Origin of the sequence: Macrococcus sp. 19Msa1099 (assembly GCA_019357535.2) — a bacterium.
Classification (GTDB): Bacteria; Bacillota; Bacilli; order Staphylococcales; family Staphylococcaceae; genus Macrococcoides; species Macrococcoides psychrotolerans.
Genome location: CP079956.2, coordinates 67592 through 92594, shown reverse-complemented (window position 1 = coordinate 92594; position 25003 = coordinate 67592). Strand labels below are relative to the sequence as shown.

At 32.8% G+C, this 25003-nt stretch carries 19 protein-coding genes and 1 pseudogene; 6 read left to right on the top strand and 14 right to left on the bottom strand.

From position 1 onward, the window contains the following. The first annotated feature begins 206 nt into the window (after positions 1-206). From KYI10_11780 to KYI10_11770, 3 genes are all read left to right on the top strand, one after another. Positions 207-1271 carry an ATP-binding protein gene (locus KYI10_11780; GenBank protein QYA34071.1) on the top strand — a complete coding sequence of 355 codons (1065 nt, stop codon included), beginning with the start codon at positions 207-209 and terminating at the stop codon, positions 1269-1271. Continuing rightward, a complete protein-coding gene (locus KYI10_11775; protein QYA34070.1) occupies positions 1264-3507 on the top strand; it encodes a S8 family peptidase in 2244 nt (747 codons plus the stop codon). The genes KYI10_11780 and KYI10_11775 overlap by 8 nt, the downstream gene beginning before the upstream one ends. A 173-nt stretch (positions 3508-3680) precedes the next feature. Then, positions 3681-4640, top strand: a complete 960-nt coding sequence (locus KYI10_11770) for an IS30 family transposase (GenBank protein ID QYA34069.1) — start codon at positions 3681-3683, stop codon at positions 4638-4640. A gap of 164 nt (positions 4641-4804) precedes the next feature. Here KYI10_11770 and KYI10_11765 read toward each other — a convergent pair whose 3' ends face one another. The 11 genes and pseudogenes from KYI10_11765 to KYI10_11715 form a co-directional block, all read right to left on the bottom strand. Further along, positions 4805-6748, bottom strand: a complete 1944-nt coding sequence (locus KYI10_11765) for a hypothetical protein (protein QYA34068.1) — start codon at positions 6746-6748, stop codon at positions 4805-4807. 31 nt (positions 6749-6779) lie between these two features. Next, entirely contained in the window at positions 6780-7670 is an 891-nt protein-coding gene (locus KYI10_11760; protein QYA34067.1) for a hypothetical protein, read from the bottom strand. Between the two features lie 194 nt (positions 7671-7864). Continuing rightward, positions 7865-8962, bottom strand: a complete 1098-nt coding sequence (locus KYI10_11755) for an RNA-guided endonuclease TnpB family protein (protein QYA34066.1) — start codon at positions 8960-8962, stop codon at positions 7865-7867. Then, a pseudogene (locus KYI10_11750) lies at positions 8949-9414 on the bottom strand (recombinase family protein). The gene KYI10_11755 and the pseudogene KYI10_11750 overlap by 14 nt, the downstream one beginning before the upstream one ends. A gap of 107 nt (positions 9415-9521) precedes the next feature. Next, the gene (locus tag KYI10_11745) at positions 9522-11681 is read right to left on the bottom strand and encodes a hypothetical protein (GenBank protein QYA34065.1); all 2160 of its coding nucleotides are present in this window, start codon (positions 11679-11681) and stop codon (positions 9522-9524) included. A 5-nt stretch (positions 11682-11686) separates the two neighbouring features. Continuing rightward, complete coding sequence (locus tag KYI10_11740; GenBank protein QYA34064.1) at positions 11687-11911, bottom strand: hypothetical protein; 225 nt, start codon at positions 11909-11911, stop codon at positions 11687-11689. A gap of 76 nt (positions 11912-11987) precedes the next feature. Beyond that, on the bottom strand, positions 11988-12275 hold the full coding sequence (locus tag KYI10_11735) for a hypothetical protein (GenBank protein ID QYA34063.1): 288 nt from the start codon (positions 12273-12275) through the stop codon (positions 11988-11990). A gap of 76 nt (positions 12276-12351) precedes the next feature. Continuing rightward, complete coding sequence (locus tag KYI10_11730; GenBank protein ID QYA34062.1) at positions 12352-12498, bottom strand: hypothetical protein; 147 nt, start codon at positions 12496-12498, stop codon at positions 12352-12354. Positions 12499-12529: 31 nt separating this feature from the next. After that, the gene (locus KYI10_11725; protein ID QYA34061.1) at positions 12530-13318 is read right to left on the bottom strand and encodes a hypothetical protein; all 789 of its coding nucleotides are present in this window, start codon (positions 13316-13318) and stop codon (positions 12530-12532) included. Positions 13319-13420: 102 nt separating this feature from the next. Continuing rightward, positions 13421-16699: a hypothetical protein gene (locus KYI10_11720; protein QYA34060.1), complete on the bottom strand. Its 3279-nt coding sequence runs from the start codon at positions 16697-16699 to the stop codon at positions 13421-13423. Between the two features lie 105 nt (positions 16700-16804). Then, complete coding sequence (locus KYI10_11715) at positions 16805-17746, bottom strand: helix-turn-helix domain-containing protein (protein QYA34059.1); 942 nt, start codon at positions 17744-17746, stop codon at positions 16805-16807. Between the two features lie 1391 nt (positions 17747-19137). Between KYI10_11715 and KYI10_11710 the strand changes: the two genes are divergently transcribed. Next, positions 19138-19941, top strand: coding sequence for a DUF6710 family protein (locus tag KYI10_11710; GenBank protein QYA34058.1), 804 nt, complete (start codon positions 19138-19140; stop codon positions 19939-19941). A 77-nt stretch (positions 19942-20018) separates the two neighbouring features. Then, positions 20019-20321 carry a hypothetical protein gene (locus KYI10_11705; GenBank protein ID QYA34057.1) on the top strand — a complete coding sequence of 101 codons (303 nt, stop codon included), beginning with the start codon at positions 20019-20021 and terminating at the stop codon, positions 20319-20321. Positions 20322-20418: 97 nt separating this feature from the next. Here KYI10_11705 and KYI10_11700 read toward each other — a convergent pair whose 3' ends face one another. The 3 genes from KYI10_11700 to KYI10_11690 are packed head-to-tail and all read right to left on the bottom strand — an operon-like array spanning position 20419 to position 23966. Continuing rightward, positions 20419-22332 (bottom strand): AAA family ATPase, encoded by a 1914-nt coding sequence (locus KYI10_11700; protein QYA34056.1) that lies wholly within the window; start codon positions 22330-22332, stop codon positions 20419-20421. A 1-nt stretch (position 22333) separates the two neighbouring features. Further along, on the bottom strand, positions 22334-23512 hold the full coding sequence (locus KYI10_11695) for a hypothetical protein (GenBank protein QYA34055.1): 1179 nt from the start codon (positions 23510-23512) through the stop codon (positions 22334-22336). Beyond that, on the bottom strand, positions 23487-23966 hold the full coding sequence (locus KYI10_11690) for a hypothetical protein (protein ID QYA34054.1): 480 nt from the start codon (positions 23964-23966) through the stop codon (positions 23487-23489). Before KYI10_11690 ends, KYI10_11695 begins: the two co-directional genes overlap by 26 nt. 218 nt (positions 23967-24184) lie before the next feature. Between KYI10_11690 and KYI10_11685 the strand changes: the two genes are divergently transcribed. After that, on the top strand, positions 24185-25003 hold the full coding sequence (locus KYI10_11685) for a ParA family protein (protein ID QYA34053.1): 819 nt from the start codon (positions 24185-24187) through the stop codon (positions 25001-25003).

Genomic DNA, 25003 nt, shown 5'->3' with positions numbered 1-25003 from the left:
ACAATGATAAATAATATGACAATTCAGATAATGGTATAGAATATTTCTTAATCATATTTGATTTCTAACACTGAAAACTAATATAAATATTTATTTCGACATATTTTTCATTAATGGAATCATTTTTTCATTATTCTAAAATAAATACCGATAATCATATCTTTTTTTTCAAATTTGATATATTATTTATTAAAGGAGGTATGAAAATGAAAAAATCTGACGTTTTAGATTTAATTAAATATCATATAGAAAATAACGATGCTTCATTTAGAACTACAGCTTATAAAATAGCTGAGGAATTTGATAAAACAGGTGATATACAACTTGCAGAATTTATATTATCACAACTTTCTGGTTTTGATTTTCTTTCTCCCCAGGAAGTTAAAACTCTATCAAAAACTAGTAATTCTAAAGAACATACTAATGAAGTAAAAAAACAAATAGATAATAACGAATCTCTTCTATTACCACAATCCATAACAAATGATATTAATGGAATAATTAACAGTATAAAGCATAACAGAGGACTAAATTCTTTTCTTTTTTATGGTGCACCGGGTACAGGAAAAACCCAATCAGTGTTTCAAATTTCTAGAATTTTAAATATAAAAATTAAGATTATTAATTTTAGCTCTATTATTGACAGTAAACTTGGACAAACTTCAAAAAATTTAAATGAGACATTTGAAGAATTAAATTCATTATTTGAACCAACTATTGTTCTTTTTGATGAAATTGATGCTTTAGCTATGAATCGTATGGATATGAACGATTTAAGAGAAATGGGAAGAGTTACAACTACACTAATGAACGGCTTGGATAGTGTAAATGATAATATTTACATTTTTGCAACTACAAACTTGTATAATCATTTAGATAGTGCTTTAACGAGAAGATTTGAGGTGAAAGTTGATTTTAACAGGTATACAAGAAATGATTTAAATGATATTGCTACTTCTCTCTATGAAAAATATTTTGAAAAAACAGCTGATCAAAGTAAAGAAGTAATTTTATTTAATAAAATTATAAATTTATATGAAAAAATTCCATATCCTGCTGATTTAAAAAATTTAATAAAAGTTGCATTTGCTTTTTCATCTAAAAATGATGCATATAGTCATCTTAAAATTTTATACACAAATATATTAGAAGATATAGGTGGCAAATCATTATCGGAAATTAAAAAACAAGGGTTCACATATAGTGACTTAGAAAAAATTACAGGTATTTCTATCAGTACATTATCAAGAGAGGTTAAAAAACATGAATGAATTACTAGGTTTAAGAGGAAGCATCCAATCTCAACCTTACACACCAGGACAATCTAGAAGTCGAAATGTAAATAAGAATCAGTATTTTAATCTCAGCAAATTTAAAGTACTGATTGATCAACTTAAAGATATTTTATTATATTGGGAATCACAAGATAGAATTTTTGAAAATATTTTTATAACAATTAAATATGTAGATCTTATATCAAAATCAAGAAGGTCAAGAATAATATTAGCTGAAAATAATAAAAGTTCTACGCATCAGACTGTAGTTGGAGTGAAGTTTTCAGATGATTTAAATAAAAAGCATGAAATAACTCATTATGTACCTATAGAATATTTAAGAAGCAGCATCAAAAAATTAGAAGAGGCATATAAAACATTTACTACCTATATTAATGAAGAGATAGTCAATAAGGAAGTCATAAATAATATTATTAATCAAGTTTATGACATTGATTATACTGAATCTTCGGTAAAAAGAACATCCTTTTCAGAAATATTAGTTGATATAGCTAATATCGAATGTTTCTATGTAGAAGATAAACGCATTGAAAATATAGAAAGCCACATAATATCCTTTTATCAAACTGAATATGAGATTAACAAGTTACTTAAGGATTTAGATATTCAATATAATCAATATAGAGTTTTAGATACCAATACAGCTTGGGTAACGCCTAATGCATTAGAGAAAATATTAAATGTAACCCCTTATATCATTTCCATGGCTGTTACAGACTTAAGCAACTTCGACACTTATAGTGATAACGAAATAAAATCTTTTTCTCCAATTAGTATTCCTTCTCCTAGTAATGAACCGACAATTGGTGTAATCGACACTCATTTTGATAAATCTGTTTATTTTTCTGATTGGGTTGAATATCGAAATATGATTGACCCTAATATAATGTTAGAATCCAAAGACTATAATCACGGTACTGCAGTAAGTTCTATTATTGTAGATGGTCCTTCATTTAATAGCGCTTTAGACGATGGATGTGGTAGATTTAAGGTTCGTCACTTCGGGGTAACAAGTGGAGAGAAATTTAGTGCTTTTACCCTAGCTAATATGATCAAGAGCATAGTTATAGAGAATAAAGATATTAAAGTCTGGAATCTATCTCTTGGCTCAGATAAAGAAATAAATAAAAACTATATTTCTCCTATTGCTGCTATTTTAGATGAACTTCAATCAAATTTAGATGTCATATTTGTCGTAGCAGGTACAAATGATGCGGGTAATACAAATAGTAAATTAATAGGGTCGCCAGCAGACTCATTGAATTCAATAGTAGTAAACTCTGTATCCAAAGAAGGAAAAATAGTTGATTATAGTAGACACGGTCCGGTTTTATCTTTCTTTAATAAACCTGATATTAGTTATTATGGCGGAACAAGAGGAGATGAAATAATTGTCTGTAAACCATTAGGTGAAGATCGAGTTACAGGAACTTCTTTTGCAGCGCCATGGATTGCGAGAAAAATAAGTTATCTAGTTGATATCTTAAAGCTTCCCAGAGAGGTAGCAAAAGCACTAATTATTGACTCTGCAGTCCCTTGGGAAACCAATGATAAAGATATAAATACAGTGGGATATGGGATTGTACCTATAAAAATTGAAGAAGTTGTTAAAGGTAAGAATGATGAGATTAAATTCTATATTTATGATCGAGTAAGGGACTTTTATAATTATTCCTATAATATTCCTGTGCCTTTAGATATCAAGACGAATTGTCATCCTTACTATTCAAAGATAACTCTTACTTATTTTCCTCGCTGTTCTAGAAATCAAGGTGTAGATTATTCAAATACTGAACTAAATATTAAGTTTGGTCGATTGGATCATAAATCAAAGATAAATAGTTTTAATAAGGATAAACAATACGAAGTTGGGGCATATACTACAGAAGAAGATGCTAGAAGTGAATTTCGAAAATGGGATAATACCAAAGTGTTAAAAGAGAAAATTACAACCAACCATAAAGGACCACAAAAGATTTCAAATGGTAGTTGGGGATTTCGTATTTCTGCAACAGATAGGTTGAATAACAATAATGCATTAAATTTGAACTACGGGCTTGTAATTACATTAAAAGAACGTAATGGAAAAAATAGAATAAATAAATTTATTAATGATTGTCGGGCACGGCAATGGATTGTCGCTCCTATTACTATTGAAAATCAGTTAGAGATTCAAAACTTAGCAAACCAAGAAATAGAATTTGATATATAAATTTCTATACATGATAATTAAATAAAAATAAAGATGCTATAAAATATAACTTGATATAGCATCTTTATTTTAGTTTCGTCGATTGTAAAATTAAGCTAGACAACTAAAAAAGCCTTCTGTGCTAAACTCAATATGTATTTCCGACCAAAGAAAACATAAGGAGTTAGTACAGAATGGCCTATAAACATCTTAACACGGATGAACTCACGTTCATAGAATCATATTATCATCAAGATCTTTCGGTAAAAGAAATCGCAAAGAGATTGAAACGATCAAGACAGACAATTTATAACGTAATAAATGCACTTAAGACAGGTATAACTGCACTGGAATATTACCAGGAGTATAAGCAAAGAAAATCAAATTGTGGCAGACATAGAATAGTACTTCCAGAAAATCAGTCAGCTTATATTCGAGAAAAAGTAGCCGATGGCTGGACACCTGACACCATTATTGGCAGAGGTGAACACCCGATTGATTGTTCTGTAAAAACTCTTTATAGAATGTTTAAGGAAAAGGTCTTTTCGGTACAATCTTCACCTATGAAAGGTAAAAGGAAGCCAAATGGTCATTGTAAAAAAAGAGGTAGACAGGCTTTCAAAAGACACATTTCTGAAAGAATAGAAGAGTTTCCTTTCTTCTTTCAAGAATTTGGTCATCTTGAAGGTGACACTATCATTGGCCGTAATCATGGGAGTGCTGTCATAACCTTAGTAGAAAGGATCTCTAAGATGATTATCACTATAAGACCTCAAGGTCGCAAGGCAGATGATATTGAAGATGCGCTTCACTCTATGTTTTCAGCTTTACCTGCTCATATATTTAAATCGATTACTTTCGATTGTGGTAAGGAGTTCTCCAACTGGAAAACAATCTGTAACCGACACGATATCACGATATTCTTTGCTGACCCCGGCACTCCGTCGCAACGTGGATTGAATGAACATTCTAACGGGATACTTAGACGCAGTGGATTAGATAAAGAAGTAGACTTTAATTCAGTCACTGATGATCATATCATTAGTGTTGCTCAAAATATTAATCATCGTCCTAGAAAATCGCTGGGCTATAAAACACCATTGGAAGTATTTATGAGTTTCATCGAAGATGAGGAATTGTCTAGCTTATTTTGACAAACGAAAAAATATAATTCCTAAAATAGTTTTCAAATATTTATATTCAGTTTTTTTCAATAGGATATTTATATAAGGATTTTAGAATTTCGTTTGCCATATCAATATTTACAGGAAATTTAATTTTTCTTAATTCTAAGAAAGACAATTTTTATTTACAATTTCTATACTATAAAATCCGCTAAAATATAGTTTGATGTTAAATCTGATGGTCTTCTTATTTGATATTGAAGCGGTTGATCTGCTGCTGTAATTATATCTGCTAAATCTTTAGGTAGTTTTTGTCTAATAAGTCTCTGATACTTTTCAAATTCATCTCTTGTCATAGTACCTAATATCGTATAGTCAAACTGACTTTCAAAGTTCTTAAAGAGGATGTCTTTAGTATTAAACATATCTGAATAGTATATCAATTCATCTTCTTTTCCTTTAATAGGATTACCTGTAGACATCTCATCAAAAAGATAAGCCATTCTTATTCCCGCATCCATAAGTACTTCAATTCTATTCTTCACAATATCTAAGGTTTCTATCGTTAATTTATTTACCCCATGTAACATGATCACATCACCTTCTTGCGCAAGCTGAGTAATGTAATCAAACGTATTTAAGAATTGAGCTTCCATTATCTCAGGATTACCTCTTAAGCCTGATAAGTCGTAATAATACTGTAGAACATCTTTATCAATTCTTAATGGCAAGTTAGTTGTAGTATTAAACAAGTGCGGATAACTGTCTAATGCATTCTTTAATGTTAGATATAGGTCTTTAGCATTATTTATCTCGGTTTCTGTACCACTCAACCTTATTTTCTCCAGGTTTTCTTTTAACCATGTGAGGAAGTCTCCTGATGTCGGTACTGTCTCAGGTTTCTCTACCCCAATTATCCTAGCTCTTAAAGGGTTGTCGTTTACTTTATCATCCCATAGCTTGTTTGAATAATAGAATTGATTTAATAAATCTTCTAACATCAGCAGTGAATTTCTCGAAAGTTGTCTTTGAGTGATATAGTAGAATATCTGTGCTATTTTTCTTTTGTGCGTATTGTATATCTCAATTGCATTCTTTTTATCTCCAAACATTTCTATAGGGTTTAATCCTCCTCTACTTAGATCCACTCTCTTCATTACCGACTCCATCTCAGGAAGGCAGCTAAAAGTGAAATCTTCGTTATTTTTTCCCTCGTTAGAATAGTATCTGAAGCTATTCATCACCATATGGAACACTCTATGACCATTCATCATAGTATGGTTCGCTATCTTCTGCCCCCACATAGAACTTGCTGATAACTTTCTGTCATACTGATATATAAAAGAGTCACTAGAAGCGGATACAAGAATACGTTTACTAAATGAACCGTCTAAATCCATTAGTGCATTACCATTCGATAAAGATACAGTTAGCTCTCCCACAGAGACGCCATTTTCATCATCTAAACCTTTTCGTACTGAATGATCAAATCCCGCAAAATCAGATGACATCGTACAGTAATCGTATACAGATTTTCTCGGAGCTTTTAACAGTCTTTTAAACAATGTCTTTTGATCTCCTGCTACCGACATCAAATCTATACCTGCCATATCATCTGCATAGTTTCTTTTAAGTACTCTTAATTGCTCTGCAACGTCGTCAGGGTTATCTGATACTAATAGCATGAGTATTTGGAAGTCTATCCCTAACTCCTCCTTAGTATCTTTCTTTGTGTACATTTCTAAGTCATTAGCATGTAATACACGTAGTTCAATTTCACCTGAGCTTGCACCCTTTGGATCATTATGACTATCTAAGGTCTTAATGGTTCCACTGACCTTTTTATTAAATATTTTTTGCTGCTCTTTTTTCGACATCGGTTTACTCGCTACAAATAGATATGCTTTTACACTAGGTACAGAGATCTGTGGAATTAAATCCACAAACCATCCGTACTGCTTATTTCTATTCATCCCAAATTTATTAACTACTGATACAACTGTTCCATATCTTTTACCGCTTTTAATTATACTAGGCGTGTAATCATAACCCGTTACAGGAACTAGATATGATTTATCATTTCTTGTTGTTTTCTTGTTATACTTTCCAACAAACTTCAGACTTTCTATCAGTTTCATATTTTGCACCATCCTTATCCTCGTGTGTGATTTATTTAAGGAAGAATATATCTCTTAAAATTTCCTCTGCTTCATCTTTTTCTACTTCTATCACGCTATAGTAATATCCTTCAGCTTCATATCTATAAAGATGTTCTAAAGCTAAGTTAAGTCCTTTCTTTTTTTTATCAATAAGTAACTTATACTGAATAACTGTAGATTTTTTTCCGTTAATACGCGTTGCTAGTAGATTTTCTTCTTGTTCCAACATTTTTAAAATTGCAGGATTCTTATTAATTCTTTTCAGATGCTGTACACGTTTAATTTGCTTTTCCGCATTCTGTTTCTGCGAAGATGTTATCTCAATTTCTGTAGTAGTTCTTTCTCTTGTATTATGATAACGAATTGCTCTGCGTTCCTGATCTCTTATTTCAGATGGAAAAGCTACAAGAGAAGTAGAGCCATCAATCTTTAACATTTTACCTAAACTACCATCTTCAAAGATAATTGTTCCATCATCCTCAATTGTTCTAACAATACTCGCTCTATCACGTTGTTGTTTTCCTTTTAGAACAAGTCTTCTTTCCTTCATCTGCCTATCCAGTGATTTACCGATTGATAAGAAAGATCCATAAGAGGGATTTATAAAAGAATATTGTGCTAACAACAACAGTAACCCAATCGATAGCAAAGTCATTGGTAACCATAGAAATCTTAATCTAAGTCCATCTGTTGTCAGCAGTAAAGATACACCTACAAATATTAAGAAGATAATTAGTATAGCTGTTATTATCCTTCTAATTGTTATCGCTAGAAAGATACCCATTTTCCTTAGAAATTCAATCGGGTAGATGATATCATTCGTTCCTTGCCTTAGATTAGCCTTGATGCCATAGTTTTTTCCAATTCTAATCTCTTCTTCTCTCTCGTTCACTTCATCCATTGAAATCACCTGCTACTAAAATCATATCAAAATGTATATTTTAGAAAGTTTCCTTATTCAACGTGGATATTATCATTTGATAATAAGTTCAAGTCCACTCCAAAGGCGTTAATTCCGGTATAGCCTACCGTATTTGTTCCTCACATTTTAGATGCATACTTATCTTTTAGTAGTTTTCCTTTCTTAATATTTTATTATGTAAGTACGACATAATCTTCTGCTTTCACTAAATTTAAACTTGCGTTCCAATCTCTATCTATTTCGTTCCCACAATTCTCACAATAAAATGTTCTTTTGTTTAAAGGCATTTTCTGTCTATGCTTACAACAACTACACAACTGACTGCTTGGATAGAATCGGTCGACCTGTCTTAATTCGATGTCATGTTGTTTTGATTTATGTTTCAACCATTCTACAACATATCCTAATCCTGTTTGTTGTAATGCGTTTGATAGTCGTCTGTTTTTCATCATACCTTTAATGTTAAGATTTTCTATTGTGATGTATCGTGGATTGGCTTTAATGATTGTGCTTATAAGTTTTCGTTTCATATCTGTTTTAATATTAGATATTCTTTGATATAAACGATTAATTTTAAGTAACTGTTTATACCTGTTATTTGAGCCTTTTTGCTTTCTTGAGAGTTTTCGTTGTTGCCTTTTTAAAGATTTGTTTAACTTAATAAGTTGTTTATTGCGATAAAGACTCATTAATTTTTCGCCATTCGATGAATATACTGTTTCCTTTAGCCCTAAATCTAGTCCAATCGGTTCTGATTTTTGATTACGCACATTAACAGTAAAAGGCTCATCTACAAGCACTGATACGAAATAATGACTTCCTTTTCTGCTAATTGTTGCCGATTTAATGTTACTTTTAGGAATATAGCCGAACTCTTTTAACTGAATCCATTTTAACTTCGGTAAAAATATTCGATGTCTTTCAACTTTGATTGTACCAATGAGATAAAAAGCACCATTCAATGATTTCTTTTTATGCTTTGGATAACTCGAGTGACCTTTAAAAAACTTACGGTAACTATCTTCTGCATTCATAATAGTTTGTTTGACTGCCTTACTCGGGACATTTTTAATCCACTGTTTTTCTTTGGAATGTCTATTATTCACCCACTTGCTGAAATCATAACCACTCATAAATGATAGATTTCTTTTATATCTGTTCTGATTCTTTGTTATAAATAGATTGTAGACATATCGTGTTACACCAATTGTTTGATTGATTAATTCAATCTGTGCTTTGTTCGGTTTGATTTCTGTTTTATAGGCTCTCATAATCTATCATCCTGTATCTTTTATATTTACGTAATCCATAGACACGACAGCTAAATACGTGAATAATTGCGAATAAATCTATCTTTATAGGTAATATAAATCGTATCTATTTCATTATTCATTACACCATCAATTAATTTGTTCCACTTTTTGCGTTTGTAATTTAGTTCACTACCGATATCGGATATGATTTCATCCAACACTAAATTTTTACCGTTTACATGGTTTTGTATAAATTCAATTTGATTATCTATATCGTCACTTTGATTTCTGTTTGATACGCGACAGTATGCAACGTTTTTTGATTGCTTTTTTCTGAGACACCTAGATACTCATTTAATTGCTCCGTTTTTAGGATTGCGATAAGCAACTAGTACCCCATCGTTATCCTATGATTGTAATGTTTTTACAAATACATTAGGTTTTTTAGCCATTTCTTTCGGTTTTAAAATTATAGTATGTCAACCTTTCGCAATACATATATATACATATTTACATATTTACATATTATTATACTTTATAATATTTTTTAGCAAACAGTTGATTACTCTTTTCAGACTTATTTCTTTTCCTTATCTTTTGCTTTTTCAGCTTTTGCTTTTTCTATAGAACGTGCTTCTTCTAAGGACTTTGCTTCTTCCGCTTGTGCATCTTCTAATTCCTTTTGCTGACGTTGTTCTTCAATTGATTTAGCTTCATCTATCTGTTTTTGCTGCTTTTCTATCTTATGTTCTAACGCTTTAACTTCTTCAGCACTATTTGCTTCATCTCCACCACCGATAATAAATGCACTTCCAAGCAAACTTGCACCGATAAGCGTGGCTCCGACTAAGTTATATAACTTTCTGTCAATTGTATCTAGCTTTTCAGAGAAAGTAAGTTTTTCACCTTTATTTTTCTTATTTTCAATTGTTTTTGCTCTAATATTGTTCTGAGGGTTCTGAGAAAAATCCTTCATAGATTCGAGTTGCAGGACTCTGAGTTTATTAAGCTCTTCTCTGAGTTCATCCGCTGCTTTTTTGTGATACTCTTTATCATCAATTAGCATTTTTCTCTCTTCACTCGCACTCACTAACTGATTGTCTTTTCTCATCTTCTCTTGTTCCATATCCATAAGTGCCTTGTTTTTGTTATAAATTTCATTCTCTAAAGTACTGATCTTATCTCTCAATTGGCTATAGTCTGATGTTCTTTCTTTTACCTTTGCATTTATAGTATCATCAGCAAGCTTTTCAGACTCAATTCTCTTTTTCTCAACTTCTTGAATTCTATCAATTAAAGTGGCCACTTCTTTCTGCATTTTTTCTTTTGTTTCTGTCATGCTAACTGTCATCAATTCTTTAAAATTGCTGATTGCGTTTGTAAGTACAGGGTTGAAGTCTTTAATGATATCCTGGATCAGAATATTATTTCTTCTTTCTGTTTCCATGTAGATATCTTCTTCTAATATTGCAAGCTGTACTTCTCTGCTTTCTTCAGCAGCTGCACTAATACCCTCAATATATTTATCTAACTCTTCCTTTATTTTGGGGCGATTGATTTTTTCAAATTCCTCTTCAGCTTTCTTAGTCTGACTTGCTACATAATTTCTCTTATTGATATTAAACTGCTCATTGAGAAGGTCTTCTTTACTCTTTCTATGGTCTTCCAAAGAAGCAATTACCTCTTCATAATCTTTCGCCACTTGTTTATAGATATGCGAAAATTCTCCATCATCTTTCTTATAATCAGACAGTCGTATATTTGAACCGTATCTCTTAATCAATTCGCTCTCTACTGTACGATAGATCGTATCAATTATATCTTTTCGTTGCTGCTGTAATACTGCTTGCTCATGATTTATTTTCTTTTCGATGCTATTCTGTGTGATGAGATATAGGTCTTTATAACCTTTGTAATCAATATCTGAAAAAATATTTGCTACATCAATATCCAATAGATTTGGTCTAGGGATTTGACTATCAATATATTCATAGAGTTCTTTTCTGAAATTCGCTAATTGTAACGCTCTTTCCTCTTCTTTTGATAATTGCTCTTGTTCCTGATCTACATAGATATAATCTTCTTCTGAATTCTCACCAATGTTATTTGTCGGTTGTTCATCTTTTACATCCGACTTATTGTCTCCCTCTTTTTCAATTTCTTTCTGAATATCATCAGCCATTCCATCATTTTCAGGACTAATCGTTTGTTCTAATCTCTTTGCATCTTCGCTCTCTTTTTCTTCCTCTTCCTGAGCTTGCATCTCTAATTTCTCTTCTACTCGCTTCTTAAGATAAATACTTAATTTATCATGTTCTTCTTCCACTTCATCAAACGTCAGACCTCTATTCAATTCCTTATTATTAAGGTCATTTGTTATAGACTGATCAATAAGTAGTAACTTTTCATCTTTCATTAACCTTAAACCAAAGTCTAAATTGTCTTTATCTCTCTCATCTATAGCTGTTAGGCTTTCTAAATTTATAATTGCTACTACCTCTTTATCAGAGTAATCATCCTTTTCTGATAAATAATTAATATCTGTAGACACATAGTAGTTCTTCTTTGATATATCTCTACCATATTTTTTTGAGAATGTACCCCAATATCTATTCTGTTTCTTTTCTGATACATCTTCTAAATACTCATCGCTCAATGTAAAGAGTACAGCGATATAAACATCTGATCCATCCGCCATTTTAACTGATTTTAAGTTTAATTCATTAACTTTCGCCATAATTATCATCCTTTTCTTTTATTCTCGAAAAATGCATGTGTGTGATACATCTTATTTAACTTAATCAAATCTTCTTTCTTCCAGGATTTCTTTATATTACATCTATATTTATATATCTTAGATTTAGATATGCCTGTTTCATATGATATGCGATTACCGAATATAGGGCTATTCAATACAATTTCAGCATTTCTTTGCATAACATCTAAATCTTCCTCATAATCACACATTGCAGTCACCCACCTATTTTTTACCATAAAAATAACCTTTTATATATAATAAAAGAGCGTATAGTACGCTCAGTTATTATTGATTTAAGAATGGTAGGATGAAACCAAACTCACTGTTAAAATCATTACCAGTGTTTTGTGCAATCCCCCAGATCATAACGAATAATATAATTCCAATTGCGAAAATTACTAGCGTAAGCGCTAAAAAGAGTAAACCCTCAGAGATATTTTTGTCTGAGAAAGCAGCTTGCGCTTTAATACCTGTCTTTGCTCCAAAGAACAGTCCTGCGATACCAATTACCGCTGAAAGTAGAAGTTTCATGCTCGGAGACAATGCTTGCAATGTTTCTGTTAATGTATCCATATAAACATCCTCTCTTTTTGTTATTTTAAATTAATTATTTATAATTAATTAACTTAAGATAATTATATCATATATTTTAACTTTTAAAAAGCTTTATATATAGCTTTCTTAAAGCATTTATAATACTACCTTCTTCTACTTCTGCTACACTTCTAAAATCATCTTTAATTTTATTCTTTACTTTTCTGTTTAAGGTTTTTATCTTCGACTTTTTCTTTTCCATGATAATTCCTCCTCATATTTATTAAGTGAAATTATAGTCCAGAGCTAATCTTCTTTGTACCTTTCGGTGCTTCTACTATTACCATTTTCGCTTCATTTTGGTCATTAGCAACCGTTGAAATTCCTATATACTTTTTATTCCCAACTTCTGTTAGAGGCAACATTTCTGTAAAGTTATACCCTATATCACTATTGTATACAATCCTAAGTTTCGGTTCGTAATAGTTCGATGTATTATTATGCCAAGTTCTTGGTTTAACATTCATGAATATAGCTTTTTTTCCATGCTCTTCTCTTTCCTCATATACCAATTTTCTATCTTCAGGTAACGTGTATTCCTTAGTTAGTGGTATAAATTCATGTGTTTCTTTACCCCACTCTTCATTTTTTTTGTTAGTTCTATCTGTACCTTTTTTATGTGTTTCGTTCATATATTTTACATCTCTTTCAAGCAGAGCTTTATCAAACATTTTCCCCATATCAGCTGCTTGTTTATTGCTACCCATTTTATTAATATCCTCTAATAGTAATGAATTAACTTCCTCAAATCCCGTATTGAATACTTGCATTTCTTTTCCTTTGGATACAATTATCGCGTCAACTTTCGTTTTTTCGTCTAACGTCTGAGATCCATCTGTATTACGAACTAAAAAAGCAACATTACCTTTTTTATGAAGATAATTCTTTAGGTTTAATGTTCCATCCGCTTCTACTATCTGATTACTTTCCTTTTTAGCATCCTTCTTCTTTTCCTCTTTTTCTCCACTACAAGCAGAAACAATCAGAATAAAAATCAATAAGATCGGCAATATCTTTTTCATCTTAAACATCCTCTCAAATTTAGAATTTATATAATGCTATATACCTTTCATCCTCATTTTATATTTTTATGAGGATGAAAGGTATAGATAACATCATATTTTTTATTCTTCAGGTCTATTTCTTCTCTCTCTGAACTCTCTTACCCTTTTATCTATTCTTGCCTGTCTTTCTGCCTGCTCTTTTGCCCTACGCTGTCTAAATCTTTCTCTCTCGCTGTATTTTAGTTTCAACGCCTGTCTTTCTTCAGGTGTGAGTCTTAATGCGCCACCCTTAGGTACGCCATTCGTTTTTGGTTTGACTGCTTTATTTTTACTTGCAGTAGTGTTCTGAAGTATATTCTTACTTTCTGCTGTAGATTTCGATTTACTTAAATCAGTAGCAGCTTTAGAGTTGCCATCAGTATTCACTTTAGATGTCGTAGGATTGTTACTTCTAGATGCCTGATTTATCTCTGAAGCCTTATCACTTCTTTTTATATCACTACTGTTTAAGCTCTGATTACTTTTTCCTGCATTTGGGTGATTACTGTATAACTGTTCAGCTCCTGCATTAAAAGAATTGTCGAGCTGTTCTTTTTTCTGTTTCATTTCATCCGTGACTTTCCCGTCTCTTTCTGCCTGTTGATATTCTGTCTTAAACGCTTGTACTTTTTGGTTTGAAACGCTTCCTTTATCATCTACAAACTCTGTACCTTGTAATGCTGTTCGTCCGCTTGGTGTGTTATATGCCACGCTTTCACCATTACTAGAAGAAGATAGATTATTCTTAAATTCATCTGCATTTGAAGATCCTTTTAAGTTATTGTATTCTGTATTACTAAAATTATTCTTTCTGTCTTCTAGACTTACATTTTTTGCACCTAGTGAGGGATTTCCGCTTCTATAAGTAGTATAACTACTCTCCATCTCTTTCTGCTGTTTCTTTTTCTGTCCTTCTTGATGCCCCTCTTTTATATTTTTTTTCAATCCTGAAGCGGAAAGTTTTGCTCGTGTCTCAGGTGTCTTCATACCTTTATAGCCGCCTTTAGCTGCTCCTACTGCTCCGCCTGCCGCTGCTCCGACTACACCACCAGTGACAAATCCTTTAGCCGCTTCTTTCGCTCCTGTCATCACGACACCTTTAGAACCGCCTTTAAGTCTTCGTCTTGCGTTTTGAGACGAATTAGCGGCCGCTTTTCCAAGTTCTCTAGTATTCTGTCTGCCCTTGTACTTAGCACCACGCATACCCTGTTTAAATCCGTCACCAATATTCTGTCCTGACATCATATCTACTCTGTCAGCAAATCCAATCGCCATCTCACTTGGTATTCCGATAATCGCTTTGGCGGGAGATATTTTTTTCGTACCTACTTTACCACCCCAACCTACCTTGTAGCATAAATAAAGTGTGGCAATACCACCAATCATTTCTAAAATGCTAGAAGGTAAGAAGTTCTGAGTTACAAGGTTTATCGCCCCTGTCAGTACTGTTATAAAATTTACGAATAGACTTGGTAACAGCATCGCAATCAGTGAAGATACAAGAAACGATATAGATATAAAGAGCAATGCGACTGCCTGGTTGAAATCACCGAACATAATCGCCTTAAATAAGCTCTTGAAGAACCTTCCTGCTGTTTCAAATAAGTTCACAGTCAGTAGTGCGATGATACAGCCTATCCCTAATATTGCATACCCTAGAGATTTAGCAGTCAGTGATAATCCAGAAGCGAAGATACCTAACGAGCCTTCTCCAGGCATCGTATGTGTCTTCCATTCTGTCTTTACAGTTGAAAGGTTCTTCATATTTCCCTGCATCCCTGTTGGTGCTAGATTGTATGCATAGAAATGAGTACCGCTTTTATCAAATGACGACTGAAGCATCAGAGCGACAGACTGCGTAGAAAAAGTGTTCTCCTCAAATACTCCGATTTTTTCTTTTGGTTTAAACTGTGGATTTTTAACGTCTCTTAATTTATCATTTACATTCTGTGTCCCCGACCACATCGCATATTCTATGTCCTTGTAACTTGCGTTAGGATAATGCGTCAAAAAATTAGTGTGAGCGGGCAGATCGTTATCACCGTTAGGTAAAGTCCCTCTCTGAATATCACCGAAGTAAGTATTCACATTGAAATTCTCATTCATAGACCAGTTCTGCACCAAATCAAATCCAATCTTCTTCCCTAGACCTTCTCCATAGAGTGTCTGATAGGTCTGTCTGTTGATGTCTGCAATCATCTGTCTTGATGAGATTGGACTGAATGTATTATCTATATACTCTTTTGAAGCATTAGAGTTAGGAAAAGCAGGGTTATATAGCCCTGAAGGTGATAAGTTCTGTGATGCTGCCCATCCTCTGACATCTAATATATATTGTGATGCAAGATTGCTATTTACAGAGGTTTCTTCATTCATCGCCTTTATACCTTTAGCTGCCTCACTGTAGATCAGCATGATAATTGGGATCATCGCAAACATCGTGAATATCTGTATACCAAACTTCTGTAATGTCTTCCATACCCCTGTAAAATCTTTATCTGATAGATATTTCATTAGTTTAAATCCGAAGAATGCCACTACAAATATCAGACCAAACTCTGTAATTACAGTAAAGAAAGTATCGTCTAGACCTATCTCATAGAGTATCGTCTGAATACCTTTAGCGATAGGATTTTCTAATGCGATATTCTTATCATCTCCAAACCCTAATATCTTGAACGGATTTATCTCTATCATACCGTTCACCAATAGTGAAAGAAGAGAATTGATCATATAGTATACAGCTAGAGATGTAACAATGATAAATCCTGCTATCATCTTTAGTACAAAGGAAATTCCATTAGATGTAGTACTCGCTATTCGATTACCTGAAACAGTATCAATATAATTATAGTGTGAATAAGTCCCTAAAAAGGATGCTAACTGTGTACCTGTTATATCTTTATCGTCTCCTTTTTTTCCGCTTAATTCATTCGATAGGCTATACATTTTCTTGTAAGGGATATCTAGCGTCACACCCCCATCTCCAATTATTCCTGAGATGGCACCATCAAAGGCTTTTTCCAGTGCATTTTTATCATTCTTACTTTCCTTTTCTCCTTTTTCTTTGTTTGCTGACGTCATAATGAATTGTGCATACATCGTCCACATTGAGGTATCAGCAACTCCCTCTGACTTCGCACTTTCATCCTGATTTAATCGTTCCTGTAGTAAATCTGCATTCTCTGAGTTGTCATCTTTATTTTTTGCATCTTTCTCTATTTTTTCTGTAACACCCTCATCTAGTGATGGAAGCGTTCTTACTGCTTCTGCGCCTGTCTTATTAGCATGAACTATCGCAGGTGTTATCATCATGAATGTAAGCATCATACATAACAGTAATATTACTTTCTTCTGCATCAGATCACCTTCCGTTATAATTTTATAGTTAGATTATACCACTTTTCGTCCTATTTTTATTTATTTTACAATAATTATTTATTAATAATTATCTGAATAGAAATATCAGTATGGCTCTTGTAGCATTTTTCTTACTCTTTCTCGTTCTTTCTCTAATTCATCCTCATCATATTTCTTTTGTTTTATCGGCTCTGAAGCGGCTCTTTTCTCAGCTTCTATCTGATCCAGTAGCCATTTAGGCGTCATTTCAATCGACTCTATCTGTTGCTGCTCTGGGTAATCTAGATATTCACTTTCTGACTGATATTTTCTCAGCTTTTCAACCCTGTTCGTAACTACCTTCTTTGCATAGTATCGCTCACTTTTTATCTTGTCCTGCCTCTCTCCACGATAATATTCTCTTTTTGCTTTCGTAACCGCTTTTAGTGCATAATGCAATAGGTCATCCTGCTCTGTCTTTGAATTTACTCCTAGTCTCACCGCTTCAGCGATACATTGTTCCGCAATGAGTTCCAATTTTCTGTCTGTAAACACAGCTTTATGAATAGCGTATATATGTTCTGGTACGTTGAAAGGTCTGCTTCTAAAGTACTTATCGTTTATGTTTGTGATCGCTTGCTCTACGTTATCACTCAGTCTTTTAAAATAGCTTCTTTTATCCTGGTTATTCTGATTGTTCTTTTTCTGTGATACTCTGCTTTTTAATTTCTCTTCTACATTGGTATTCGGTGGATTGATGACAAATATATTAGCACCGTCCCCACCTTTTTTAGGACGTACTGTCGTTATTTTTGAAAGACAGCCTTTTGCGACAAGATACTTGATGTGTCTCATGATCGTACGTTCACTCTTACCTAATACTTTCGCAATTGTCTTATATTTAAGATGGCAGACACCTGCAATCTTACAGCTGTACTGCTTAATTGTATTTAATGTCTCATAGTGTGCTCTGCTAAGTTCCTTGTTGTACTGCATCACCGCATAATCCATCTGCTTCACGGAAGCAAACATCTGGTAGCTTCTGAGATACTCTAGATTTTGACTCATATTGATCTTCCTCTCTGTCATACACTTTATTTTTGACAACAAAAAAGACAAGCGAACATAGAACACAAGAGCGTGTAATCGTTGGCTTGTCTACAGTCAAGAGTATACAGAGATACATATAATGGTATTACGATATGTACTGAGAAAGTGGGTTCTTTCCAGTTTACGAAATATCAAATACATGATAATATATAGTCTAAACGGTAAACAAACGTGGGTAGACACGCTTGTTGCATCTCTGAGAGTTTTGCCGACAATCAGAGAGCCGTTCTATTTTTTTGCTATTAAATTGTCTTTTATGTTGAGAACAAATATCTTTATTAAATATTTTTAACTTATTGTACTTCTTTTCTAGGTATTTTGCAAAGATATACGATTATTGTAACATAATTCCCCACTATGTCTATGACATCAGTGGGGCTTTTTTACAGAATTTTATAATTATTGGTGAAATATAACCGTAGTTCCTAATGGTTATATATAGATTAATAATAAATAGATTAAAAGAACATAGTTTCTATTATTTTCATCAGTTTTCAAAGTTAGTTATATCAAGGGTTGAAAGCATATTTTTTCTCTTTTACGCAGTGACATTTACGCAGTGACATTATCATTTTCTAGAAATTGTGCCTGGCTTCAGTCTAAGGCTATATCTATCAAGTGTTTTAGTACTTTTTTATTAATAGAGTTCCGATTATTAGCGCAGTGACATTTTATTGATAATCAATTGCGAGTAATACGAACGCTGTATATTTATCTGCTTATTTTTTAGCATAATACTTGTATTTCATATAGAATATTGCTAATATTAACTTGCTGATAGAAACATACGTCTTCCCAAAGACAAATAGAATTACGTGAATTTCGAGGAACAAAAACTAGAAATTAGCACTAAAGAAACCCCTTACTCTATTCTTGGCGGTCTAGAGTTAAGGGGTTTTGTGTTTTATCATTTTCAATTCTTCTTATTTTACCTTGCTTAATTGCTCCCATTTCTAATCATTAAAACAATCATAATCTACTTCCTAAAACACGTTAGTTGCTGATAATCAAAGCTGCAATCACTCGTCCAATTCCGCTTAAAACACTGGCAATAATGCCTGCTTTAGCGTCCTTGCTGAGCGTATCTGTACTTTGCTGATTAGACATACGCTTCCTCCTTACTTCGATGATGCAAGGATAATGACGTCGAAAAGGCTTGCAACGGAGCTTATTTAAATATATCATTTTTCAACTAATAGAGATAAAAAAATTAGTTTTTAATGTAAATTAAGACATTTTAAAAGTTATGAACCTACAAGATCTTCTATAAAATTCTCCATTTTGTTTTGTTTTAATTAATACATAACCCCTCTAATTCTGCTAAAATTAGTAATAAAGGGAGGGGTTGTATGTTTTCTAAAAGGATAGACACAAACAATAAAGGCTTAATGTATTTCTTTAAAAAAAATGGAACAAAAGATGATATAAAAAAAGAGCAGCTGAATAATATATTAAATGGCGCAAAAGATCTATTAAAAGAAAACAAGAGTGTAAAATATCGAAGTCTACATCCAGTATTTAGTTATATAAAGATATTTACTGATCTCATTCAAAATAAGTCAGCAAGTAACATATTAAAATATGGAAGAGATAATATTTTATACAAAAACGAATATTTTAATATCGTAGACGCTTATCTCGAACCTCTACTAACACTGCAAAATAAAGTTCTATATGATAAAGATAGCTATGAAAATAATGTTTATATGCCTAAGGAATTATTGATATCTAATGCAAGATCTCCGATTATAACTACCATTTGGAATAGTGAAAGAATTATAGACAATATAAAATCAATTGGTGATGGTATTATAATAGACACCTACATCACTAGAAAAAACTCGTTCATTGAAGATAGTACAAATCATCGCGCGATATATCTTTATCCTATGGGTGTTACATATGTCTACAACGGAAACCATTCTATCTTTTCTGGTATGAATAAGGGGGAAGGACATTTTCATGTAGAAAAGATTATAGATATGAGTGAACTTTATAGTAAATATCACTTTGATGGGAAGTACCTAATAAATAAAGAAACTAATGAGCGAGAAGAAATATTCTTTGAAATCGGTGTACTTATCGAGATAGGTCGATTGCTAATCAATCATCCAGAAGTCTTTCCAGTTGAAGTAAGAAAGCACCTGCAGTAAGTCATATTCAAGGAATAAATAGGCTTTTGATATAAAAAAGTTTATTCGATAATAAATAGATCTGAGGTGAAGCATATATGAGTAGCTTAGAAGTAGGAGAGATCTTTGGTAGTAGATATTACATTAAACAGGTTAAACCAGGTAATGTAGGTGAAGTAAGGTTTAATGTATACCAGGAAATGTCTCCAGGCGGTGTAACGAATGTTATTAATGGACTAAGAAGAAGAAATAAAGCTTATAGGAGGCTAGGAGATAGGGAATTGGTGATAAAGATTGATGAAGAACATTCTGCATTCCTCTACAAATTCAATATAGATGCTGAAGTATTAAGTAATTTCAAAATGAATATGAATAATATTAAAACACTAAATGTGGAATAGATTTAATAATATAATAAATTAACGGGCATGATTATCATGTAATAAAATTATCCCTCATACAATAACGTATGAGGGGTAGTTCATTCTATGCTATAAATTAGTAAGGGACTATTTCTATAGCACCATTTGTAATTGCTTCTTCTGTGGTTTGGAATATACATCTTCCGTTTGTCGTGATCTTGAAGCGACGTAATGTAGGGTATTCTCTCATCTTATGAAGCAGCTCAGGAATAATATCCGTCTTTATTACCTTAGATATGTTACGAGCGCCTGAAGCCCCTGCATTATTAGTCATCATACGTTCAAATACAATATACATGCTTATTTCATTTGCCTTATACTCCTCATATCCAAGTCCCCACTTCACAGCATTATTTATACTGATTGTATATCCTCTATCCATAAACTCTTTCAATTCTTTTGCGAGCATCTTATTGGCAATATCTAGTTTAGTCGAATTATTTAAAGCGTTGAATGGCACGGTATATGTAAAACGCTGAAGTAATTCAGGCGGGAATTCACGTTCCAGACCTCTTTGGATGATAGGCTCTAGCTTCTTAGTACTAAATTTGAGCTGATTACTATAATCATCTATTTTATCCTGGCTGATGTCCTGTAACTCTTTCGCATATCTATTGATGTCTTCAAACATCTTACTACCTGAGTTTGAGGTAGCAAAAACAATTGAGCCCCTTAGAGAAGACTGCTGTCTTACCAGGAAGCCATCAGTACCCTCTTCAAAATATGTCACTATCCCTTCATCCAGGATAGGTAATAATGCTAAACGGACAGTTCTATGTGCTTTTTCTATCTCATCTAGTAGTATGACTACAGATTTTCTATGTCTCACCGTTGTTCCTAAATCGAGTCTGAAGCGGTCGGAACTTCCAGGAGTATCATAGTCTGTCATACTGAAAATAACAAGGTTGCTTTCATCTCCATATATTCCCTCTGTAAGCGCCTTTACCGCTTCAGTTTTACCTACACCTGAAGTCCCTACTAGAAGCCCCGTTCCTCTAGGCTTATTAGAGATATCATTACCTTGCGCCTGCCATGATATCATCTCTATCATGCGTTCCATAGTGTATAATACGAGCGGCTGTCCCCTTACTCTTCTTTTCAAGTTCTCAACAACTACTGATGGATCAATATTAAATTCAAGATCCACGTTTTTTGAAGTCCTGAATACAAAATCTACTAAACTTCTATCCATTGGTACATCGTCTGTTTCATGTATCGCTAACATCGTCTCTATAATATCAATTGATTTCGCAGGCTCAGAGAATTCTGATTGCATCTGCTTATTAGCTCGGATAATTCTGTCAAAAACTTTATCGTCAATAGCATCTGTAGAACTCTGACCAATCTTATTTATCAGCCAGTTCTTTAATATCATCTTAGTAATCTTTGGTGAGAGTTCATTGATTACTAAGGTCTTCAGACGTCTTGCTAAAGCTCCATCTTTCGCTATATATCGGTCATATTCTTCTCTTGTTGTAGCAGTGATAACATTAACATATTGCCCTGCTCTTGCAAGAGTGGGTTTTAAAATATCCCCACCCTCTTTAGAGCCCTTACCAAAGACAGAAATAATGCGATGTACCTCATCTATAAATATCATTACTTTTACACTATCGTCATTTTCTTTTAGAACATCCTCATATTCCTTCACTTTTGGTAACAGGTTTTCCATACGTTCCTTAAGGTTATGAACCCCACCCGAATTTAACGCACCGATATTAACTGATAGTACAACTGTTTTTTCTCCCTGAATATACTTTCTTTTTGCATAGGTCTCAACTAGAGCTGTTTTCCCTGTACCAGCATCACCAATTAAACACGCTACTGGTGTCTCCCTACGTTTCATAAGATAGTCTAATCCTTTTAGCTCTTCTTCACGCTCTATGACCTCATTTTCAGGATACTCTAATAACGTTAAAGCATTACCTAAATACTTATTGATTTCATTAAACTTTGTCTCACCATATTGCAGAAAGTCCATGTTTTCCATATCAGTACCCCGCTTTCTGCTTATCAAAGTATTTAAACTTTTCTTGCATATTCCCAAAATTATCTTTTGAGAACGAGGCATTTTTATATACGTCAATCTCTTTTTCTAGTGCTTCGATTAGCTCGTCTTTTTCTTCTATATTCTTTGTAATTCGTTTCACTGAGTCAGCAGCATCTTTATTATCTTTATCTCTTTTTAGTCTGTCTTTGTATTCTTCTAAACTCACTGTATATGATTGTCTTTCTAATTTTTCATTTTTTAGTGTTTCTTCAAGTTTCTTTACAGCATGTGACAGAGAAGTCTTACTTACTACTTTTCCATAATCAATATCACCATCTTTAGTTAAGAATGATCCGTCATATACCTTTGTATTTTCACTAAATGCATTAATTCTGAAATTTATAATATCGTTCTTGGGTGCTTTTTTGTTACTTTGAAACATTTTATTGAATATACTTTCCTGCTTAGCTTCTGTGTAACTAGCATTACTAATCGTTTCTTCTATAGCTTTATCTTGTAACTTCTTAATATCTATAGACCTCTTGTCTTTGTTATCTTCGTATATAACCTCTAAAGCGTTCGCCATAACTATTTCATAAGCTCTTTTGTCTAGCTTTCCTTTGATAAATAGATAACCGTCTCCTTCAGAACCTAATAAGCCATATTTCATCTCAATATCTGGCTTGTGTCGTGTTGTATGAAGGAAGTACAGATTATACTTATCACCGCTGAGACTAAGAACTTCTCTAGCTTTATTACTATATTTAAGTTTAACCACTGTAACCTCTCTCTTTTTATCAGTCCATATATCAGAAATCTTAACGGTTGCACCAGATTTTTCAAAGGTTATGTCTGTTCCTACTGGTGTACTGTTATTTGTTTGATAATCTACCATTCTAGCAACTTGTATAATCAGTAATATCAGCCCTGATATTAATAATATATTTGTTAGTTTTCGAATATAGAGTGTTCTGATCCCACCTTTAGTTCGAGGATCTCTATCACCAAAACGTCCACCTAACGTATAAAAGTTTTCTTTTGTATCCTTAACTTTTCTTCTTTTATTTTTTCTTCTCTGCCTTGCTTTGGTTCTCTCTTCTTTTTTTATACGTTTCTTTTCTTTCTTTTCTTCCTTAGTCAGATCCTTATTGTTTTTACTCAATAAACTTTCTTTGTCCATTTACGTCATCCTTTCCTTTTTCAGGTGTATTGGTGTGTGTGTTAGATACTTTCTGGATGTTTTCTGCATGAGTTATTAATGTATTGATGCTGTAGCTATTCATCGAGTTTTTACTTCTGAATTTTTTTAAAGTGTGGTAGTTAATCCTCGATATATTTCCTTTTCTTTTTATCTCCTTTAAAATCCAGCGTTGCTTAAATGCAGTAACTTCTTTCCTGAAACTCTGAGCTGTATTCGACTCTTTATCCAGGTGATCTATACGTCTAGCTATCTTATATAAAGTATCTGCCTGATAATGAAACAGCTCTTTCCCTTCAGACTGTCTGAACTTAAAAAATGTACCTACTGGAACTTCATTGCAGTTAAACTCTGTTGCAGAATAATATTTAGTCCTCTCTAAAAGATTCTCTATAATTTTTTTTAATCTTTCAATATCATTTTCTAACTCATCCAAGAAATCACCTCAGTATAAATAAAAATATATATCACATTACTATAATATGTATTTTTATTATATCATTTATGCTCCACAATCAAAATAATATCAATGCTTAAGAGAAATTATGTATAAATTTACTTTACAATATTTATTTAAGAATATATAATTACATTAACATTATTTGTACACCATAGTGTACAACAGTATACAATATGAGTAGGAGGTATTATCAGATGACTAAGACGATTACAGTTGGTAATTTTAAAGGTGGAGTTGGAAAGTCAACTTATGTTGAATTACTGACATACATTCTATCGACAAAATACGATAAAAAGATACTTGTTATTGACTCAGACCCTCAGGCAGATGTTACAGAGAAATTAAAACGTACTTTTCATAAAGAAGAAATGGAACCAGAGACAGAACTGCTTCAATCAATAAAGAATGCAGTGGATAGTAACTTTGAAAAAACGATAGAAGATGCGATTATCACAATTCACGATAATGTAGATTTACTACATGGTTCGTGGGAGTTAGAGCAATTTGACACGTATGTTGTGGAGGAGCTGAAAGATAAAAAAGCGAGATACTATCTTTTCTATACACTTCTAAAGGACATTAAAGAAAAATATGATTATGTCATTTTTGATACGAGACCATCAACAGGAATAACAACGACAAATGCTATCTGCTGTAGTGACTATATGATAATTACTACACAGACTGAAGAAGCAAGCGCAAACTCTACTCGAAAAATCTATAACTATGTGGGATCTATGCTTCAATATAATGAGAATATTGAATTAATTGGTATACTACCCTATCTCATAGATCCTAATGGAAGCACTGTAGAACAGGTAGAAGCAGAGCTGCGAGCAGAGTTTGAAGAAGATGTATACGAACATATTATAAGACGTTCTAAACGTGTAATTGCTTGGGGTAAATATGGCATAACAGAACACCTGCCATATGACAAAAAGACATTACATATGTATGAAAATGCTGTAAAAGAGACTTTAGAGCGAATAGAAAAAATAGAAAGTGAGGAATAG

What these genes read in the sequence shown, in the direction of transcription:
- KYI10_11780 (QYA34071.1), top strand. Translation starts at nt 207, where the DNA reads ATGAAAAAATCTGACGTTTTAGATTTAATTAAATATCATATAGAAAAT.
- KYI10_11775 (QYA34070.1), top strand. Translation starts at nt 1,264, where the DNA reads ATGAATGAATTACTAGGTTTAAGAGGAAGCATCCAATCTCAACCTTAC.
- KYI10_11770 (QYA34069.1), top strand. Translation starts at nt 3,681, where the DNA reads ATGGCCTATAAACATCTTAACACGGATGAACTCACGTTCATAGAATCA.
- KYI10_11765 (QYA34068.1), bottom strand. Translation starts at nt 6,748, where the DNA reads ATGAAACTGATAGAAAGTCTGAAGTTTGTTGGAAAGTATAACAAGAAA.
- KYI10_11760 (QYA34067.1), bottom strand. Translation starts at nt 7,670, where the DNA reads ATGGATGAAGTGAACGAGAGAGAAGAAGAGATTAGAATTGGAAAAAAC.
- KYI10_11755 (QYA34066.1), bottom strand. Translation starts at nt 8,962, where the DNA reads ATGAGAGCCTATAAAACAGAAATCAAACCGAACAAAGCACAGATTGAA.
- KYI10_11745 (QYA34065.1), bottom strand. Translation starts at nt 11,681, where the DNA reads ATGGCGAAAGTTAATGAATTAAACTTAAAATCAGTTAAAATGGCGGAT.
- KYI10_11740 (QYA34064.1), bottom strand. Translation starts at nt 11,911, where the DNA reads ATGTGTGATTATGAGGAAGATTTAGATGTTATGCAAAGAAATGCTGAA.
- KYI10_11735 (QYA34063.1), bottom strand. Translation starts at nt 12,275, where the DNA reads ATGGATACATTAACAGAAACATTGCAAGCATTGTCTCCGAGCATGAAA.
- KYI10_11730 (QYA34062.1), bottom strand. Translation starts at nt 12,498, where the DNA reads ATGGAAAAGAAAAAGTCGAAGATAAAAACCTTAAACAGAAAAGTAAAG.
- KYI10_11725 (QYA34061.1), bottom strand. Translation starts at nt 13,318, where the DNA reads ATGAAAAAGATATTGCCGATCTTATTGATTTTTATTCTGATTGTTTCT.
- KYI10_11720 (QYA34060.1), bottom strand. Translation starts at nt 16,699, where the DNA reads ATGCAGAAGAAAGTAATATTACTGTTATGTATGATGCTTACATTCATG.
- KYI10_11715 (QYA34059.1), bottom strand. Translation starts at nt 17,746, where the DNA reads ATGAGTCAAAATCTAGAGTATCTCAGAAGCTACCAGATGTTTGCTTCC.
- KYI10_11710 (QYA34058.1), top strand. Translation starts at nt 19,138, where the DNA reads ATGTTTTCTAAAAGGATAGACACAAACAATAAAGGCTTAATGTATTTC.
- KYI10_11705 (QYA34057.1), top strand. Translation starts at nt 20,019, where the DNA reads ATGAGTAGCTTAGAAGTAGGAGAGATCTTTGGTAGTAGATATTACATT.
- KYI10_11700 (QYA34056.1), bottom strand. Translation starts at nt 22,332, where the DNA reads ATGGAAAACATGGACTTTCTGCAATATGGTGAGACAAAGTTTAATGAA.
- KYI10_11695 (QYA34055.1), bottom strand. Translation starts at nt 23,512, where the DNA reads ATGGACAAAGAAAGTTTATTGAGTAAAAACAATAAGGATCTGACTAAG.
- KYI10_11685 (QYA34053.1), top strand. Translation starts at nt 24,185, where the DNA reads ATGACTAAGACGATTACAGTTGGTAATTTTAAAGGTGGAGTTGGAAAG.